The organism is Pseudomonas sihuiensis (assembly GCF_900106015.1).
In the GTDB taxonomy this organism is placed as follows: domain Bacteria; phylum Pseudomonadota; class Gammaproteobacteria; order Pseudomonadales; family Pseudomonadaceae; genus Aquipseudomonas; species Aquipseudomonas sihuiensis.
Map to the genome: position 1 here is coordinate 4,399,715 of NZ_LT629797.1, position 15,790 is coordinate 4,415,504.

Genomic DNA, 15,790 nt, shown 5'->3' on the forward strand with positions numbered 1-15,790 from the left:
GCCGGGCATTTCCCGGATTGCATCCGGGCTACGACAGATAGACCTCGCCCTCTATCCTGTTCGGCCGCTGCAGCCGTGCGGTCTTCCATTGGAAGCCCAGCACCAGACCGCTCGCCGTTACCGCCAGGCCGGCAGCCAGGCCCCACCAGACACCCTGTGCGCCCCAGCCAAGGGCGAAGGCGAACAGCCAGACTAGCGGTGCGCCCACGCACCAGTAGCCGGTCAGACCGATCAGCAGGGTGGTGCGGCCGTCGTTCAGCCCGCGGATCGCGCCCATGGCGATGCTCTGCAAACCATCGAACAGCTCGAACCAGGCGGCGATCGCCAGCAGGCTGACCGCGAGGGTGACGATATCGGCGAACGCCGGGTCGTGACGGTCGAGGAACAGACCGATGATCCACTCCGGCAGCAACCAGAACAGCAGGGCAAACAGCAGCATCAACGCTGCTCCCAGGGCCATGCCCAGATGGCCGCTGAGGCGCGACAGGTGCAGGTGCCCGGCGCCGTAATGCAGGCCGACGCGGAACGTCACCGCATAGGACAGCCCTTGCGGCACGATGAACGCCAGCGCCACCGTCTGCATGGCGATCTGATGTGCCGCCAGTTGCACACTGCCCAACGCGCCCATGCACAGGGTGGCGAAGGTGAACAGCCCTTGCTCGGCGGCGTAGGTACCGCCAATGGGCAAGCCCAGGCGCAGCAGGGCGCGCATTTCCGTCCCTTGTGGGCGGCCCACACCGCCCCGCAGTTTGTAGCGGTGATAGGTCGGCGAGAGCAGGATGTACAGCGCCAATGCCAGTGCCATGGCGCTGCTGACCAGCGCAGTGGTCATGCCGATGCCGCTCAGGCCCAGGCTGGGCAGGCCGAACCAGCCCTTGATCAGCGCATAGTTGATGACAAAGTTGGCGATGGTACCGGCGATGCTGATGGCCATCACCGGGCCGGGATGACCGATGGCACTGGTGAAGCCGCGCAGCGCCATGAAGCACAGGTAGCCAGGCAGGGCCAGCGACAGTGGGCGCAGGAACTCCATGGCCTGGCCGGCCGCGCCTGGGTCCTGACCCAGATGCGGCAGCAGCGGGCCCAGACTGTTGAGGCACAGCGCACTGGCTACGCCCAGCAGCATGGCCAGCCACAGGCCGTTCTGGATCAGGCGCGTGATACCTGCCGGATCGCCCGCGCCATGGCGGATGGCGATCAGGCTGCCCACCGCGGCGATCACCCCGGTGCAGAAGATCGAGAAGATGAAATAGCAAGTGGCGCCCAGCGCGCCGCCGGCCAACTGCTGCGGGCCGAGCATGGCCATCATCAGCGTGTCGGTGAAAATCATCAGCGCGTGGGCCAGCTGTGCGGAGATCAGCGGGCCGGCCAGGCGCAGCAGCGCACCCAGCTCGTGGCCAAGGGAGTTCTTCATGATGAGTAAAACTTCGGCAGGGTAAGCATCCCCAGGCTGTCGGGGAATGAGCAATGACCGCTATTCTGTGGTTCTCGTCGATTGCTCACAAAAGGAAAATAGCCATGCCAGGCATGATTAAAACTCATGGTTCGATGCGGTGAGTCGTCGTTTGCCACCGCTTTACGCCCTGCGCGCCTTCGAGGCTGCAGCCCGGCATGCCTCCTTCACGCGCGCCGCCGAAGAGCTGGCCATCACCCAGAGCGCGGTGAGTCGGCATATCCGCACGCTGGAGGAGTACTTCGCCTGCCGTCTGTTCGAGCGCCGTGGTCGCAGCCTGCACCTGACCGATCCGGCCCGCGCCCTGCTACCGGGGCTGAGTGAGGGTTTCGATGCACTGGAGCGTGCCAGCGCTGTCTTGCACGCCGACGATGAGGTGCTGCGTCTGAAGGCACCGTCGACCCTGACCATGCGTTGGCTGTTGGCGCGCCTGTCGCACTTTCGTCTGGCCAACCCGGACAGCGAAGTGCAGCTCACCAGTGCCTGGATGGACGTGGACAAGGTCGACTTCCGCCATGAACCCTTCGACTGCGCGGTGCTGCTGTCCGACGGTCAGTTCCCAGATGAGTGGGAGAGCGTGCTGCTGTTCGAGGAGTGGCTGATTCCGGTGTGCGCTGCCGGCGATTCTGAGGCCGGCCCCTGGTCGCTGGCGCGGCTGCGCGCGGCGGAGCAACTGCACCCGACGCCGGATCGCCGCGACTGGCGGCGCTGGCTGCAGGCTACAGGCCTGATCGAACAGGTGCCGCTGAAGACCGGGCAGCTGTTCGACATGCTCGAATTGGGCATCGTTGCGGCGGCACGCGGCTATGGCGTGTCCATTGGTGATCTGCTGATGGTGGCCGAGGACGTGAATGCCGGCCGGCTCGGCGTGCCCTGGCCGACGGCGGTATTCAGTGGCGACAGCTACTATATGGTGTGGCCGCGTGGACATCGTGCGCAGACACGTCTGCAGCGTTTGCGTGACTACTTGCTGGCGGAGGTCGCCGCGCTGGCACTGCCCGGGGTCGAGCGTTTGCGCTGAACGGTCATGGCCAGCGCTCAGGGCGCTGACGGCCATCCAAGACCGGGCAGGCCGACTGTAGTGTGGCCAGGCTGCTCTCTGTGGGTATGAGTGCCAGCATCTATTTAGTGATCGATAAAACCTATCAATCATCACTCTGTAACACTGTTTTGATAATAAATGACGGCCTTATGGCGCTTGGATATTGACCGAGCTGAATGCTCAAGTATCCTCGCGCCCTTTCGCCGAGTCATATGACGGCTGGGTGGTATCGAAATTGCCTGAGTTATCTGCCCATATGCCCATATGCCCATGGGCGCACACCTGGAGTCCTAATGAATCCTCCTCGCTCTCGTATAGCCCTGCAACTGGCTGCCATGCTGGCTTTGGTGCTGGTGCTGCTGATCGGCGTCAGCACCCTGTTTGCCCTGCGCTCACTCAACGAGGCCAATCTGGTCACTCGCGAAAAGCACCTGGGCAGCGAGGCGGGGCTGCTGGCCGACCAGCTCGAAACCTTCCACGGCAGCCTGCGTGAGAGCACGCAGCGTCTGGCTGGATTGTTCGAACAGCGCTTCAGCACAGGGCTGCAGGTGCGCAGTGAAGAGCGTGTGAGCGTCGGCAGCCTGCAGACACCTGCGCTTTACCTGGGGGCTACGCGCTTGAACAACGAGTTCACCGAGGTCGATGACTTCACGCGCATGACTGCGGGTGTGGCCACGGTATTCGTGCGTGACGGTAGCGAATTCATTCGCATCACCACCTCGCTGACCAAGCAGGACGGCACTCGTGCGCTGGGAACGGCGCTTGATCACCAGCACCCGGCCTATCAGCGCCTGCTGGCCGGGCAGAATTACGTGGGCCGGGCTTTGCTCTTCGACCGCAACTACATGACCCAGTACACCCCCGTGCGTGATGGCAGTGGGCAGGTCATTGCCGTGCTGTTCGTCGGCTTCGACTACACCGATGCGCAGAAGCTGCAATTCAAAAAACTGAGCGAATTTCGGATTGGCGAAACGGGCTCACTTGCCCTGCTCGACGAGCAGGGTAAGTGGCTGGTCAAGCCCGCTGGCACTGGCGCTCTGGATACACTGCCGGCAGCCCTCGGCGAGCTGATCGCTCACTCGGGGGACGGCGGTTTCTGGAACGATGGCCAGAATGAATTCTACAGCGTCGCCATGCCCTTTACCGGCGGACCCTGGATGGTGCTGGCGAGCATGCCGCGCGAGGAAATTCAGGCCGTTACCTGGCGTGTCGGTACCCAGCTGGCTATCGGTAGCGCACTGACCCTGCTGCTGGCGGTGATCGCCGTGGTCTGGCTGCTGCGACGCAAACTGCGCCCGCTGGGCGATCTGGTACAGCAGGCGCAGGCGCTCGGTGCCGGTGATCTTGGTGCGCGCATGGCGCAGTCCAGCGACGATGAGATCGGTGAGCTGGCGCGCAGCTTCAACCGCATGGGCGAGGCGCTGGCAAGCATGGTGGCGGGTATTCGCAGCGCCGCTCAGGATGTCAGCGCGCGTTCGCAGGGGATGTCCACGCTGTCGCGCGATGCCTATCAGGGCATCGACCAGCAATCCGGCGAGATCAGCAGCATGGCCGGCGCGGTGGAGGAGTTCAGTGCCACCTCGCAGAACATCGCCGACAACATGCGCAGCACCGAACGCCTGGCCAGCGACAATGCCCAGCAAACCCGCATCGGGCGTACCTCGATGGATCAGGCTTCCGAAGCGCTGGTGCAGATCGCCGAAGCACTTGAGCAAACCTCCACGGCCATCAACGGCCTCGGCCAGCGCTCCCAGGAGATCGGCGGTATCGTCAGCGTGATTACCGCGATTGCCGACCAGACCAACCTGCTGGCGCTCAACGCTGCCATCGAAGCCGCACGTGCCGGCGAGCAGGGCCGCGGTTTTGCCGTGGTCGCCGACGAGGTGCGCAACCTGGCTGGACGCACCCGTGAGGCGACCAACGAGATTTCCACCATGATCGGCAGCATCCAGAGCGAGACCAGCAGCGCCATCGCCACCATGGAGCACGGCCGACAGTTGATGCAGGATGGCCTGGAGCGTAATGCCAAGGTGGCTGCGGCGCTGGCTCAGATCAGTGAGCAGAGCGCCGAGGCGGGCGAGCAATTCGCCGCCATCACCACCGCTACCAGCGAGCAGAGCAGCACTGCGACCGTGCTAAGCGCCAACCTGCAGAGCATCGCCCAGGCCAATGGCGAGCAGCGTGAAGTGGTGGCCAACCTGGCCGATACCGCGCGCGAGCTGGATCGCCTGGCCGCTCAGCTGCGTCAGGAGGTCGAGCGCTTCCGCTGATTCATCCCGCGGCGGGGCGATACTGCAGCGCTTCGGCCAGATGTTCCCGGCTGATCTGCTGCTGCTCCGCCAGGTCTGCCAGCGTGCGCGCCACCTTGAGCACTCGGTGCGCGGCGCGTAGCGACAGGCCGAGACGTTCGCAGGCGCTTTCCAGCCACTGACGATCCTTGCCGCTCAGGGCGCAGTGCCGACGCAGGCCGGGCAAGTCGAGAAAGGCATTGGCCGTCCCTTGACGTTGCAGTTGTCGCTCACGTGCCCGCGCCACTTTGGTTGCCGCCTGCGCAGTGCTTTCGCCATCTTGCGGTGGGGCGTTCAATATCGTCGTTTCGCGGGCGACCGTCAGGTGCAGGTCGATGCGATCGAGCAGTGGCCCGGACAGCTTGGCGCGGTAACGCTGGATCTGCTCCGGTGTGCAACGACAGCGGTTGCTCGGGTCGCCCAGATAGCCGCAAGGGCAGGGGTTCATAGCGGCAACGAGCTGAAAACGCGCGGGAAAGCGTACCTTGTCGCGTGCCCGGGCAATGACGATGTGGCCGCTTTCCAGCGGTTCTCGCAGCACCTCCAGCACTTTCCTATCGAACTCCGGCAGCTCATCGAGGAACAGGATGCCCATATGGGCCAAGGTTATTTCGCCAGGCTGCGGGCGACTGCCACCCCCTACCAATGCCGGCCCTGAGGCGCTGTGGTGCGGCGTGCGAAAGGGGCGCTGCGGCCAGTGCTGCAGCGGTAGATGGCTGGCTACCGAATGGATGGCGGCGACCTGCAGGGCCTCGCTCTCGTCCAGCGGCGGCAGCAAGCCGGGCAGGCGGCTGGCCAGCAGCGTCTTGCCGGTACCGGGTGGGCCGCTGAGCAGCAAGTTATGCGATCCAGCGGCGGCCACCAGCAACGCACGTTTGGCGGCCAACTGGCCCTGCACTTCAGCCAGATCCGGATAGGGCAGGCTCTGCCTGAGCAGACCTTGGGCGGCGTAGGGTTCGAGAGGAGCACTGCCGTTGAGGTGCGCGGCGATCTGCAGCAGGTGCTCGACGGCGATTACCTTCAGCCCTGAGGCCAGGCTGGCCTCTTCGGCATTGGCCTGCGGCACCAATAGGGTGCGCCCGGCTGCGCGCGCGGCCAGGGCTGCCGGCAATACGCCCTGCACGGGACGCACCGCGCCGGACAGCGCCAGTTCGCCCAGGCATTCGCATTCGTCCAGGGATTGAGCCGGCACCTGGCCGCTGGCCGCGAGAATCCCCAGGGCGATGGCGAGATCGAAACGGCCGCCGTCTTTCGGTAAATCGGCGGGCGCGAGGTTCAAGGTGATGCGTTTGCTGGGGAATTCGAAGGCGGCATTGAGGATGGCGCTGCGCACGCGATCCTTGCTCTCCTTGACTGCTGTCTCCGGCAGGCCCACCAGCGTCAGGGAGGGTAGGCCGTTGGCCAGGTGCGCTTCGACGGTGACAGCCGGTGCTTCGACGCCGACCTGGGCACGGCTGTGAACGATGGCCAGGGACATGATCGCTCCTTGATCAGGTGGGGTGCAGTGCCTGTAGGAGCGGCTTCAGCCGCGAAGCCTGTTCGCGGCTGAAGCCGCTCCTACAACATAACCTTAGTCTGCGGCGGTGAGCTTGGCTTCCAGTTCGGCGACCTTGGCTTCCAGCGCCTCGAGGCGAGCGCGGGTGCGGGCCAGGACCACCATCTGGCTGTCGAATTCGTCACGGCTGACCAGATCGAGCTTGCTGAAACCGCTCTGTAGCAGGGCTTTGAACTGCGCTTCCAGTTCGGCGCGAGGCAGCGGGCTGTCGCCGCTGAAAAGACGCGAGGCGTGGCTACTGAGAGTGTCGAGCAAGGCTTTCGGCGGCAGCATGATCAGGTTCCGTAAACAGACGGTCGGCAGTGTAGCACGCAGCCACCGGCGGGGCGGTCTAGCACTGGTTGCACGATTTTTGAGCATTACCCAATGTGTAGATGCACCAAGTTTGTGCGTTGCATTCGGCGTGAATGACCGGTCACTGTGGCTGGAAGCTGTTAAAGGCTTGATAGATAGCGCTTTTGCGTGAGCTGGCAAGCTTTCTGCTTAGACCCCAGCGACGCATGCACCGATGCAGTTCTGGTGCTGCAGGCGAAGCGGGGGAGTGCTTCGTCGGGAGCGGTTGGTGGGTATCGACCACACCAGGCTGGAGCGGTCGGTGCATTACAAAAGCCAGACACTGCGCTTAGACTTGAGCCGGGTTCGCAATTCCTGGGGCAAGTCCACCTTACACGGGAGAAAGTTTCATGAAGCTAGTCACTGCCATCATCAAGCCGTTCAAGCTGGACGACGTGCGCGAGTCGCTGTCGGAGATCGGCGTGCAGGGCATTACCGTCACCGAGGTCAAGGGCTTCGGCCGCCAGAAAGGCCATACCGAGCTGTATCGCGGTGCCGAGTATGTGGTCGACTTCCTGCCCAAGGTGAAGATCGACGTGGCCATCGCTGACGATCAGCTCGATCGCGTGATCGAGGCCATCACCAAGGCTGCCAACACCGGCAAGATCGGTGACGGCAAGATTTTCGTAGTCAACCTGGAACAGGCGATTCGTATCCGTACCGGCGAAACCGATACCGACGCGATCTAACAAGCCTCCGAACCCCACGCCCCAGGAGTAAACCCATGACTCTGCGAACTTTCGCAGGGCTAGGAGCCCTTTTGTCCTCGAATTCTGGCTTTACGCTGTTTTCGAGGGCCAAAGCCGGAGCCGGCGATGTCTTCGCCGCTCTGCTGTGCCAGACCCTCTTTGGTCCTGCGCTCGGCCTAGTGATGGGAATGCCTGGTCGCCTCACGGCGCAGGGGTTCCGGTGATCCAGAACGAGCGTGGCAACGACCTGTAAGCATGCGGACGCGTCCTGAGCCAACCTGGACGTTTCAACCGAACAGCGCACTACAAAAGCGCGGCAAGAGGTGAAAAATGGATAACACAGCATTGACTGCATTGCAGTACGGCTTCGATACCTTCTACTTTCTGATCTGTGGTGCCCTGGTGATGTGGATGGCAGCGGGTTTTGCCATGCTCGAATCCGGCCTGGTGCGTGCCAAGAACACCACCGAGATCCTGACCAAGAACGTGGCGCTCTATGCCGTGGCCAGCGTCATGTACCTGGTGATCGGCTACCACATCATGTACTCCAGCCCGGAAGGCGGCATCCTGCCGAGCCTGGGCTTCCTGATCGGTGACGAAAACAGCGTCGACTCGGTACTTGCCGGTGGCGACGATGCACCTTACTACTCGGCCCGTTCGGACTTCTTCTTCCAGGTGGTGTTCGCCGCGACCTGCATGTCGATCGTGTCCGGTGCCGTTGCCGAGCGCATGAAGCTGTGGGCCTTCCTGGCTTTCGCCGTGGTCATGACCGGCTTCATCTACCCGGTTCAGGGTTTCTGGAAATGGGGCTCGGGCTTCCTCAACGAAGCAGGCTTCCTCGACTTCGCAGGCTCCGGTGTGGTTCACATGGCGGGTGCTACCGCTGCTCTGGCTGGTGTGCTGCTGCTCGGTGCACGTAAAGGCAAGTACGGCGCCAACGGCCAGGTCAACGCCATCCCGGGTGCCAACCTGCCGCTGGCGACGCTCGGCACCTTCATCCTGTGGATGGGCTGGTTCGGCTTCAACGGCGGCTCGCAGCTGAAGATGAGCACCATCGAAGACGCGAACGCCGTTGCCCAGGTGTTCGTCAACACCAACATGGCAGCCGCCGGCGGCCTGATTGCCGCGCTGATCGTTGCCCGCATCCTGTTCGGCAAGGCTGACCTGACCATGGCGCTCAACGGTGCCCTGGCTGGCCTGGTGGCCATCACCGCCGAACCGCTGACCCCGAGCGGCCTGCAGGCGACTCTGATTGGCGGCGTGGGTGGTGTGCTGGTGGTGTTCGCCATCCTCGGTCTGGACAAGGTCAAGATCGACGATCCGGTTGGCGCCATCTCCGTACACGGTGTGGTCGGCATCTGGGGTCTGCTGGCTGTCTGCCTGACCAACAGCGATGCCTCGCTGGGTGCTCAGTTGCTGGGTATCGGCAGCATCTTCGCCTGGGTATTCATCGCCAGCCTGATCGTCTGGAGCATCATCAAGGCGGTGATCGGTCTGCGCGTCAGCGAAGAAGAAGAATACGAAGGTGTGGATATCGCCGAGTGCGGTATGGAGGCCTACCCGGAATTCACCAATAAGTGATCCTCCGGTAAATCGCAAAGGGCGCCTTCGGGCGCCCTTTGTTTTTTCTGGCAGCACGCTAGAATGCGCGCGCTGGAGCCATCGAGAGTGAGAGCGGCATGTGGCAGCAACGCATCATCAGTCTGCGCCCGCGTGAGCGCGGTTTTCATCTGGTGACCGAAGAAGTGCTGGCAGCATTGCCGGAACTGGCGCAGGTACGTGTTGGTCTGTTGCATCTGTGGCTGCAGCACACCTCGGCATCGCTGACGGTCAACGAGAACGCCGACCCCGCGGTACGCCGCGATTTCGAGCGCTTCTTCAACCGTCTGGTGCCGCAGGGGGAGGCGGGCTACGAGCACGATTACGAAGGGCCGGATGATTTGCCGGCGCACTTCAAGGGCAGTCTGCTGGGCTTTCAGCTACAGCTGCCGATACAGCAGGGACGGCTGGCGCTTGGTACCTGGCAGGGGATCTACCTTGGTGAGCATCGCGATCATGGCGGTGCTCGGCGAGTGGTGGCGACCTTGCATGGTGAGGCTATTTGAATTTTTTCCGGTCGAGCGGTGTACATCGCGCGACTGGGCTATAACTAACCTGCTTTTCGCAAGTCATGAGGTTGAACATGAGCGACGAAGACCTGGAACAAGACGATCTGGACGGGGCTGACGAGGACGATGGTGAGGAGCTGGCTGCTGCCGATGACGGTGACAGCGGCGACGATGAAGGCGATGGTGCGGTCGTAGCCAGCGGCAAGAAGAGCAAGGCCAAAGCCGTTGAAGTCGATGAGCTGCCCAGCATCGAAGCCAAGCAGAAGGAGCGCGATGCCCTGGCGCGTGCCATGGAAGAGTTTCTCTCCCGTGGTGGCAAGGTGCAGGAGGTGGAGCCCAATGTGGTCGCCGATCCACCCAAGAAGCCCGACAGCAAATACGGCAGCCGCCCCATCTGAGGACGGCTAGCTACAAAAAGCCCGCCCCTGTGGCGGGTTTTTTGTGTCCGCCATCCCTGGCGGCAATCCGGGGCGGCGCAGATCAAGGGGGGGCGGCATTAACGCATCCAGCTGCCCAGCAGTGCCGGTAGCTCGGCCAGGCTGGCGATCTGCGCATCCGGGGTCGTTTCACCCTCCCAGGTTCGCCCTTGCGGGTTGAACCAGATCGCACGCATCCCGGCTGCCTGGGCACCGGCAATGTCGTCACTGGGGTGATCGCCGATGTGCACGGCACGCTCGGCCGCCACGCCGCCTGCGCGGCTGAGCGCTTCACGGAAAGGTTTCGGGTCGGGTTTGCCGATGCCCAGCTCTTCGGCGCACAGGGCGAACTGGAAGTAGTCCGACAGGCCCAGGCGACGCACGTCGGCATTGCCGTTGGTGATCACCCCGAGCATGAAGCGCTCGGCCAAGGCCTCCAGCGTCGGATGTACCTCGGTGAACAGTTCGACCTGATGGCGGGCGCTGAGAAAGACCTGGAATCCTGCTTCGGCCAGCGTCTGCGCTTCGCTGTGCGGGTAGCCGGCGTCCTCCAGGGCGTGAAACAGAATGCGCCGGCGCAGCTCGCTGAGGCGATGCTTGAGCATCGGCTCGGCGTCGAGCAGACGGCTGCGGACCGCCCACAGATGCTCGACCGGCACTGCCCCCAAGCGCGGCGCATGCAGGGCCAGCCAATTGCGCAGGGCGGCTTCGGCATCCTGCATCACCGGAGTGACGTCCCACAGGGTGTCGTCGAGGTCGAAGGTGATCAGTTCAATGCTCATTCGGAACCGCCTTTGCGCTTGGCACGTGGATGGGCCTGGTCGTAGACACTGGCCAGGTGCTGGAAGTCCAGGTGGGTGTAGATCTGCGTGGTGGCGATATCGGCATGACCGAGCAGCTCCTGTACCGCGCGCAGATCCTGTGAGGATTCCAGCATATGACTGGCGAAGCTGTGGCGCAGCATGTGTGGATGCAGGTGCTGGCCCAGTTCGCGCACGCCGGCCTGGCGCACGCGCAGTTGCACCGCGCGTGGCCCCAGGCGACGGCCCTGCTGGCTGATGAACACGGCACCGTCGCCAGGGTTGGCCAGCTTGCGCAGTGGCAGCCAGTGTTCCAGTGCCTGTCGCGCCATGCTGCCGACCGGCAGTTCGCGCACCTTGTTGCCCTTGCCGCGCACACGTACCAGACCGGCAGGCAGGTCCAGGCCGTCTAGATCGAGTCCGACCAGCTCGGACAGGCGCAGGCCTGAGGAATAGAACAGTTCGAGCATGGCCTGATCGCGGCGGGCGATGAAGTCGTCCTCCACCGCGCCGTCGAGCAGTTGCGCGCTGCGGTCGGCGTCCAGGGTGCGGGGAAGGCGGCGCTCGCGTTTTGGCGGGCTCAGGCCGGTCGCCGGATCGTGACGGCACAGGCCTTCACGCAACAGATATTGATAGAGGCCGCGGGTGGCCGAGAGCAGGCGCGCCAGGCTGCGGCTTGCCAGGCCCTGCTGATGCAGGCGGGCGACCAGGCGGCGCAGGTTGCGTGTGTCCAGCCCGGCCCAGTCGCTCAGGCCTTCGGCTTCGCAGAATGCCCGTACCTTGCTGAGGTCGCGCCGATAGCCGTCGAGGGTATGCGTCGACACCTGGCGCTCGCGGCGCAGGTGTTCGATGTACGCGTCGAGGTGGGCTTCAAGTGTCACGTGCCGGGTTCCGAACGGGCCAATGGTGGATGAGCTTCGCGTCATCCACCCTACACGACCTAGCGTACCGAACGTAGCGGCGTGGAGAAACCGGGCACGACACGTGCCAGTACTTCGGCGATGTAGCCGAGGAACAAGGTACCGAGCGAACTCTTGTAGTGCTGAGGGTCGGCGCTGCCGATGGCGAGAATGCCATGCAGGCCCTGATGGTTGAGGCTGACCACGGCGGCGGAGCCGACTTGCGCCGCGTCTTCCTTGCCGAAGAGAAACTCCAGCTCGTGCGGGCGCAATACGCCGCAGATGGTCTTGCCACCGCTGAGCAGGCCGCCAACCTGTTGATGCGCTTCGGCCGAGCTGACCGAGCGGCCGACCGGCAGCTTGTTGTCGCTGAACAGGATCAAGCCGACGAAGGGCACCTGGAATTCATGGCGCAGGCTGTCTTCGACCACACCGACCACTTCCTCGAGACTGCCGGCATCGAGCAGATCCAGCACCAGGCGGCGGGTCTTGTCGAACAGGCGGTCGTTGTCGCGTGCGACGTCCATCAACTGGCCAAGGCGGTGGCGCATCTCGATGTTGCGCTCGCGCAGCAGCTTGACCTGGCGTTCTACCAGCGACACGGCGTTGCCGGGCTGGTGCGGAATACGCAACTCGGGGATCAGTTCTTCATGGTCGATGAAGAACTCCGGGTGCAGGCGCAGATAGGCCGCGACCGTTTCCGAATCGAGCGGTTTGGGCGAATCCTGCTGGTCGGTCATAGGCGAACCTGTCCTTCGTATACGCGGGCAGCGGGCCCGGTCATCATAACCGGCTGACCCTCGCCTGCCCATTCGATGGACAGTTTGCCGCCTGGCAGTTCCAGTTGCACGGGCGAATCCATCCAGCCCTGGCGAATGGCCGCGACGGCCGCGGCGCAGGCGCCGGTGCCGCAGGCCAGGGTTTCGCCGGCACCACGCTCCCACACGCGCAGGCGCGCACGCTGACGATCCTGTATCTGCAGGAAGCCGACGTTGACCCGCTGCGGGAAGCGCGGATGGTGTTCCAGCTTCGGCCCGAGCGTATGCACCGGTGCGTCATCGATGCTATCGACGCGCAGCACCGCATGCGGGTTGCCCATCGACAGCGCGGCCAGCTCTACGCTCTGACCCTCGACGTCGACGTGATAGGTCAGCGCGGCCTGGTCGGCCTGGAACGGCACCTGTTCCGGCTGCAGGCGCGGTGCGCCCATGTTGACGCAGACCTGGCCATCGTTCTGCACGCGCAGCTCGATGATGCCGCTCTTGGTCTCGACGCGAATGACCTTCTTGGTGGTCAGGCGCTTGTCCAGCACGAAGCGGGCGAAGCAGCGCGCACCGTTGCCGCATTGCTCAACTTCCGAGCCGTCGGAGTTGAAGATGCGGTAACGGAAGTCGACATCCGGGTGACTCGGCGGCTCGACGATCAGCAGTTGGTCGAAACCGACACCGACGTGGCGGTCGCCCCATTGTTTGGCATGCTTGGGTTGCACGTGGGCGTGCTGGCTGATCAGGTCGAGGACCATGAAGTCATTGCCCAGGCCGTGCATCTTGGTAAAGCGCAATAGCATGACGTCGCCCTCAGGCCGGCAGCAGGCTTTCGCCGGCATAGAGCTCTTGGACTGTCTCGCGACGACGCACTTCATAAGCCTGTTCGCCATCCACCAGCACCTCGGCGGCGCGGCCGCGGGTGTTGTAGTTGGAGCTCATGACGAAGCCATAGGCGCCTGCCGAACGCACGGCCAGCAGGTCACCCTCGGCCAGCACCAACTGACGATCCTTGGCCAGGAAGTCGCCGGTCTCGCAGATCGGTCCGACCAGGTCGTAGTTACGCGACTCGCCTTCACGTGGCTGCACCGGCGACACGTCCATCCACGCCTGATACAGGGCGGGACGGATCAGGTCGTTCATCGCCGCATCGACGATGGCGAAGTCCTTGTGCTCGGTGTGCTTGAGGTATTCCACCTGAGTCAGCAGCACGCCGGCGTTGGCGACGATGAAGCGGCCCGGTTCGAACACCAGGCCCAGGTCGCGACCTTGCAGGCGTTTGCGCACGGCGGTGATGTAGTCGCCGGCCAGCGGCGGCTGCTCGTCGCGGTACTGCACGCCAAGGCCACCACCGAGATCCAGATGCTTGATGGTGATACCGCGCGCGGCCAGTTTGTCGACCAGCAACAACAGGCGATCCAGGGCGTCGAGGAAGGGTTCGAGGGTGGTCAACTGCGAACCGATGTGGCAGTCGACGCCGATCACTTCCAAGTTCGGCAGCTCGGCAGCGCGGGCGTAGACCGCCTCGGCCTGCTCGATGTCGATGCCGAACTTGTTTTCCTTGAGGCCGGTGGAGATGTACGGGTGGGTGCCGGCGTCCACGTCCGGATTGACCCGCAGCGAGACGGGCGCCTTGACGCCCAGCTCGGCAGCGACCTTCTGCAGGCGCTCCAGCTCGACGCTGGATTCGACGTTGAAACAGTGCACGCCGACTTCCAGCGCGCGGCGCATGTCGTCGCGACTCTTGCCAACGCCGGAGAAAACGATGCGGCTCGGCTCGCCACCAGCGGCCAGGACGCGCTCCAGCTCACCGCTGGAAACGATGTCGAAGCCGGCGCCGAGGCGCGCCAGGACGTTCAGTACGCCGATGTTGGAGTTGGCCTTGACCGCGAAGCAGACCAGGTGCGGCATGCCGGCCAGGGCATCGGCATAGGCGCGGTACTGCCCTTCGATATGGGCGCGGGAATAGACGTAGGTGGGCGTGCCGAAGCGCTGGGCCAGCGCGGACAAGGCAACGCCTTCCGCGAACAGCTCGCCGTCGCGGTAGTTGAAGGCTTCCATGGGGCAGCTCCTGTCAGAGTTCGAAACGGTCTCGGCTGTTGCCGGCGTTGTCGTCGCCCGGCAGATACAGCGGGCCTTTCTGACCGCAGCCAGCCAGCAGGCAAACGGCGGCGAGGAGCGCGAGGGTCAGTCGCTTCATGGGGCAGTCCTTGAAAATAAGCGTGAATTGCGCCGGAGTATACCGACCCCCTGCCACCTTGCCTATGCGCCCGGCGCCCGCCTGGCGGGGCGCTGGCTCGATTTGCGTCTGCATCTGGCGTGTGTGCCGAAGGCATTCGTGCCGGCTTGGGTTAGCATGCGGCGAGTTACGAGGAGCCTCGATGGACAATCCCGCGATTCTGGCCGGCTCGGTCTCGGTAGCCTACCTGCAAGGCCTTATCGAACACCTGCAGCGCCAGGGGGTGGCGGCCGACGCGCTGCTCGCCCATGCCCAGCTCAGCCCTGAAGCCCTGAGCCAGCGCGATCAGCGCATCGCGGCCAGTGCTTACCTGACGCTGCTTGGCGAAGGCGTGCGCCTGACCGGCGACCCGAATCTGGGCCTGCATCTGGGGGAATCGGTGCGGCCGGGTTATTACGGCGTGCTCGGTTACCTGATCATGAGCTGCGCGACCCTGGCTGACGCGCTGCATCGCCAGGCGCGCTATGCCTCGCTGGTTGGCAACCTGGGGCTGGTGGTGCTCGACGACGAGCCCGCTCGGCCCGACAGCGAGCCGCTGGTCGCCCACAGCTGGCAGCCGTTGCTGGCGCAGCAGCAGCGCCAGCTGAGTGAAGAAACCCTGGCCGGCTGGGTCAGTTTTGGACGCTGGATCAGCGGCCTGGATATTGCGCCGACCGAGGTGCGCTTCCAGCATCCGGCGCCGGCGGATACCTCTGAGCACGCGCGCATCTTTCGCTGCCCGGTGCTGTTCGATCAACCCGACAATGCCCTGATCTTTCCCAAACGTTTGCTCGCGGCGCCGCTGAACCAGGCCGATGCTCAGGTGCGTGGCATGCTCGATGCCTACGCCGATCGCCTGCTGGCCGAGCTCAATCAGGGCAACAGTGTGCTCGATCGCGCGCGCCTGGAGCTGGCGCGCCAGTTGCCGGAGCAGGGGCCTGATCTGGAGGCCATCGCCGCTGCCCTGGCGCTGAGCCCAAGGACCTTGCAGCGGCGTCTGCGTAAGGGCGGGCTGTCGTTCAGCCAATTGGTCGACGAAACCCGCCAGCAGCTGGTGCTGCACTACCTGCGAGATCCCGCACTGGAGCTGGCGGAAATCGCCTTTCTGGTCGGTTTCAGCGAGCCGGGTTCGCTGGCGCGCGCATTTCGTCGCTGGACGGGAACGAGTCCGGGCGAGTACCGTCGCCACCTTTGCGCCTAGGCCGCTAGCCTGGTCTTGCGTTTT

At 64.1% G+C, this 15,790-nt stretch carries 16 protein-coding genes and 1 pseudogene; 8 read left to right on the forward strand and 9 right to left on the reverse strand.

Annotated elements, in window-relative coordinates:
* Positions 1-28 precede the first annotated feature (28 nt).
* Complete coding sequence (locus BLT86_RS20680; RefSeq protein ID WP_092379313.1) at positions 29-1,414, reverse strand: NorM family multidrug efflux MATE transporter; 1,386 nt, start codon at positions 1,412-1,414, stop codon at positions 29-31.
* Between the two features lie 139 nt (positions 1,415-1,553).
* Between BLT86_RS20680 and BLT86_RS20685 the strand changes: the two genes are divergently transcribed.
* From BLT86_RS20685 to BLT86_RS26490, 3 genes and pseudogenes are all read left to right on the forward strand, one after another.
* Positions 1,554-2,474 carry a LysR substrate-binding domain-containing protein gene (locus BLT86_RS20685; RefSeq protein ID WP_092379316.1) on the forward strand — a complete coding sequence of 307 codons (921 nt, stop codon included), beginning with the start codon at positions 1,554-1,556 and terminating at the stop codon, positions 2,472-2,474.
* A gap of 356 nt (positions 2,475-2,830) precedes the next feature.
* Positions 2,831-3,907: pseudogene (locus BLT86_RS26485) on the forward strand (Cache 3/Cache 2 fusion domain-containing protein); the annotation flags it as partial.
* A gap of 135 nt (positions 3,908-4,042) precedes the next feature.
* Positions 4,043-4,765 carry a methyl-accepting chemotaxis protein gene (locus BLT86_RS26490; protein WP_370730832.1) on the forward strand — a complete coding sequence of 241 codons (723 nt, stop codon included), beginning with the start codon at positions 4,043-4,045 and terminating at the stop codon, positions 4,763-4,765.
* 1 nt (position 4,766) lies between these two features.
* On the opposite strand, the gene BLT86_RS20695 is transcribed toward BLT86_RS26490, so the two are convergent.
* Together BLT86_RS20695 and BLT86_RS20700 are read right to left on the reverse strand one after the other, a co-directional pair.
* On the reverse strand, positions 4,767-6,260 hold the full coding sequence (locus BLT86_RS20695) for a YifB family Mg chelatase-like AAA ATPase (protein WP_092379322.1): 1,494 nt from the start codon (positions 6,258-6,260) through the stop codon (positions 4,767-4,769).
* A 93-nt stretch (positions 6,261-6,353) separates the two neighbouring features.
* Positions 6,354-6,611: an accessory factor UbiK family protein gene (locus BLT86_RS20700; protein WP_021487638.1), complete on the reverse strand. Its 258-nt coding sequence runs from the start codon at positions 6,609-6,611 to the stop codon at positions 6,354-6,356.
* 410 nt (positions 6,612-7,021) lie between these two features.
* Here BLT86_RS20700 and glnK point away from each other — a divergent pair, with 410 nt between their 5' ends.
* The 4 genes from glnK (at position 7,022) to sutA (ending at position 9,866) form a co-directional block, all read left to right on the forward strand.
* Positions 7,022-7,360, forward strand: coding sequence for a P-II family nitrogen regulator (gene glnK, locus BLT86_RS20705; RefSeq protein WP_003096476.1), 339 nt, complete (start codon positions 7,022-7,024; stop codon positions 7,358-7,360).
* Between the two features lie 330 nt (positions 7,361-7,690).
* Positions 7,691-8,941, forward strand: coding sequence for an ammonium transporter (locus BLT86_RS20715; RefSeq protein WP_017678296.1), 1,251 nt, complete (start codon positions 7,691-7,693; stop codon positions 8,939-8,941).
* Positions 8,942-9,039: 98 nt separating this feature from the next.
* Positions 9,040-9,465 carry a secondary thiamine-phosphate synthase enzyme YjbQ gene (locus tag BLT86_RS20720; RefSeq protein ID WP_017678297.1) on the forward strand — a complete coding sequence of 142 codons (426 nt, stop codon included), beginning with the start codon at positions 9,040-9,042 and terminating at the stop codon, positions 9,463-9,465.
* A 77-nt stretch (positions 9,466-9,542) separates the two neighbouring features.
* Positions 9,543-9,866 (forward strand): transcriptional regulator SutA, encoded by a 324-nt coding sequence (sutA, locus tag BLT86_RS20725; protein WP_017678298.1) that lies wholly within the window; start codon positions 9,543-9,545, stop codon positions 9,864-9,866.
* Positions 9,867-9,964: 98 nt separating this feature from the next.
* Here sutA and BLT86_RS20730 read toward each other — a convergent pair whose 3' ends face one another.
* The 6 genes from BLT86_RS20730 to lptM are packed head-to-tail and all read right to left on the reverse strand — an operon-like array spanning position 9,965 to position 14,547.
* Positions 9,965-10,666 carry an HAD family hydrolase gene (locus tag BLT86_RS20730; protein WP_017678299.1) on the reverse strand — a complete coding sequence of 234 codons (702 nt, stop codon included), beginning with the start codon at positions 10,664-10,666 and terminating at the stop codon, positions 9,965-9,967.
* The gene (xerC, locus tag BLT86_RS20735; RefSeq protein ID WP_051037329.1) at positions 10,663-11,610 is read right to left on the reverse strand and encodes a tyrosine recombinase XerC; all 948 of its coding nucleotides are present in this window, start codon (positions 11,608-11,610) and stop codon (positions 10,663-10,665) included. The genes BLT86_RS20730 and xerC overlap by 4 nt, the downstream gene beginning before the upstream one ends.
* A 14-nt stretch (positions 11,611-11,624) precedes the next feature.
* The gene (locus BLT86_RS20740) at positions 11,625-12,323 is read right to left on the reverse strand and encodes a DUF484 family protein (RefSeq protein WP_017678301.1); all 699 of its coding nucleotides are present in this window, start codon (positions 12,321-12,323) and stop codon (positions 11,625-11,627) included.
* Positions 12,320-13,150 carry a diaminopimelate epimerase gene (gene dapF, locus BLT86_RS20745; protein WP_026088712.1) on the reverse strand — a complete coding sequence of 277 codons (831 nt, stop codon included), beginning with the start codon at positions 13,148-13,150 and terminating at the stop codon, positions 12,320-12,322. The genes BLT86_RS20740 and dapF overlap by 4 nt, the downstream gene beginning before the upstream one ends.
* Positions 13,151-13,160: 10 nt before the next feature.
* Positions 13,161-14,408 (reverse strand): diaminopimelate decarboxylase, encoded by a 1,248-nt coding sequence (gene lysA / locus BLT86_RS20750; RefSeq protein ID WP_003458548.1) that lies wholly within the window; start codon positions 14,406-14,408, stop codon positions 13,161-13,163.
* 13 nt (positions 14,409-14,421) lie between these two features.
* The gene (gene lptM, locus BLT86_RS20755; RefSeq protein WP_017361215.1) at positions 14,422-14,547 is read right to left on the reverse strand and encodes an LPS translocon maturation chaperone LptM; all 126 of its coding nucleotides are present in this window, start codon (positions 14,545-14,547) and stop codon (positions 14,422-14,424) included.
* A 181-nt stretch (positions 14,548-14,728) separates the two neighbouring features.
* Between lptM and BLT86_RS20760 the strand changes: the two genes are divergently transcribed.
* The gene (locus BLT86_RS20760; protein WP_092379327.1) at positions 14,729-15,766 is read left to right on the forward strand and encodes an AraC family transcriptional regulator; all 1,038 of its coding nucleotides are present in this window, start codon (positions 14,729-14,731) and stop codon (positions 15,764-15,766) included.
* Positions 15,767-15,790: the final 24 nt, after the last annotated feature.

Coding starts and splice junctions, on each gene's coding strand:
- BLT86_RS20680 (WP_092379313.1), bottom strand. CDS start 1,414: ATGAAGAACTCCCTTGGCCACGAGCTGGGTGCGCTGCTGCGCCTGGCC.
- BLT86_RS26490 (WP_370730832.1), top strand. CDS start 4,043: ATGGCCGGCGCGGTGGAGGAGTTCAGTGCCACCTCGCAGAACATCGCC.
- BLT86_RS20695 (WP_092379322.1), bottom strand. CDS start 6,260: ATGTCCCTGGCCATCGTTCACAGCCGTGCCCAGGTCGGCGTCGAAGCA.
- BLT86_RS20700 (WP_021487638.1), bottom strand. CDS start 6,611: ATGCTGCCGCCGAAAGCCTTGCTCGACACTCTCAGTAGCCACGCCTCG.
- glnK (WP_003096476.1), top strand. CDS start 7,022: ATGAAGCTAGTCACTGCCATCATCAAGCCGTTCAAGCTGGACGACGTG.
- BLT86_RS20715 (WP_017678296.1), top strand. CDS start 7,691: ATGGATAACACAGCATTGACTGCATTGCAGTACGGCTTCGATACCTTC.
- BLT86_RS20720 (WP_017678297.1), top strand. CDS start 9,040: ATGTGGCAGCAACGCATCATCAGTCTGCGCCCGCGTGAGCGCGGTTTT.
- sutA (WP_017678298.1), top strand. CDS start 9,543: ATGAGCGACGAAGACCTGGAACAAGACGATCTGGACGGGGCTGACGAG.
- BLT86_RS20730 (WP_017678299.1), bottom strand. CDS start 10,666: ATGAGCATTGAACTGATCACCTTCGACCTCGACGACACCCTGTGGGAC.
- xerC (WP_051037329.1), bottom strand. CDS start 11,610: ATGACGCGAAGCTCATCCACCATTGGCCCGTTCGGAACCCGGCACGTG.
- BLT86_RS20740 (WP_017678301.1), bottom strand. CDS start 12,323: ATGACCGACCAGCAGGATTCGCCCAAACCGCTCGATTCGGAAACGGTC.
- dapF (WP_026088712.1), bottom strand. CDS start 13,150: ATGCTATTGCGCTTTACCAAGATGCACGGCCTGGGCAATGACTTCATG.
- lysA (WP_003458548.1), bottom strand. CDS start 14,408: ATGGAAGCCTTCAACTACCGCGACGGCGAGCTGTTCGCGGAAGGCGTT.
- lptM (WP_017361215.1), bottom strand. CDS start 14,547: ATGAAGCGACTGACCCTCGCGCTCCTCGCCGCCGTTTGCCTGCTGGCT.
- BLT86_RS20760 (WP_092379327.1), top strand. CDS start 14,729: ATGGACAATCCCGCGATTCTGGCCGGCTCGGTCTCGGTAGCCTACCTG.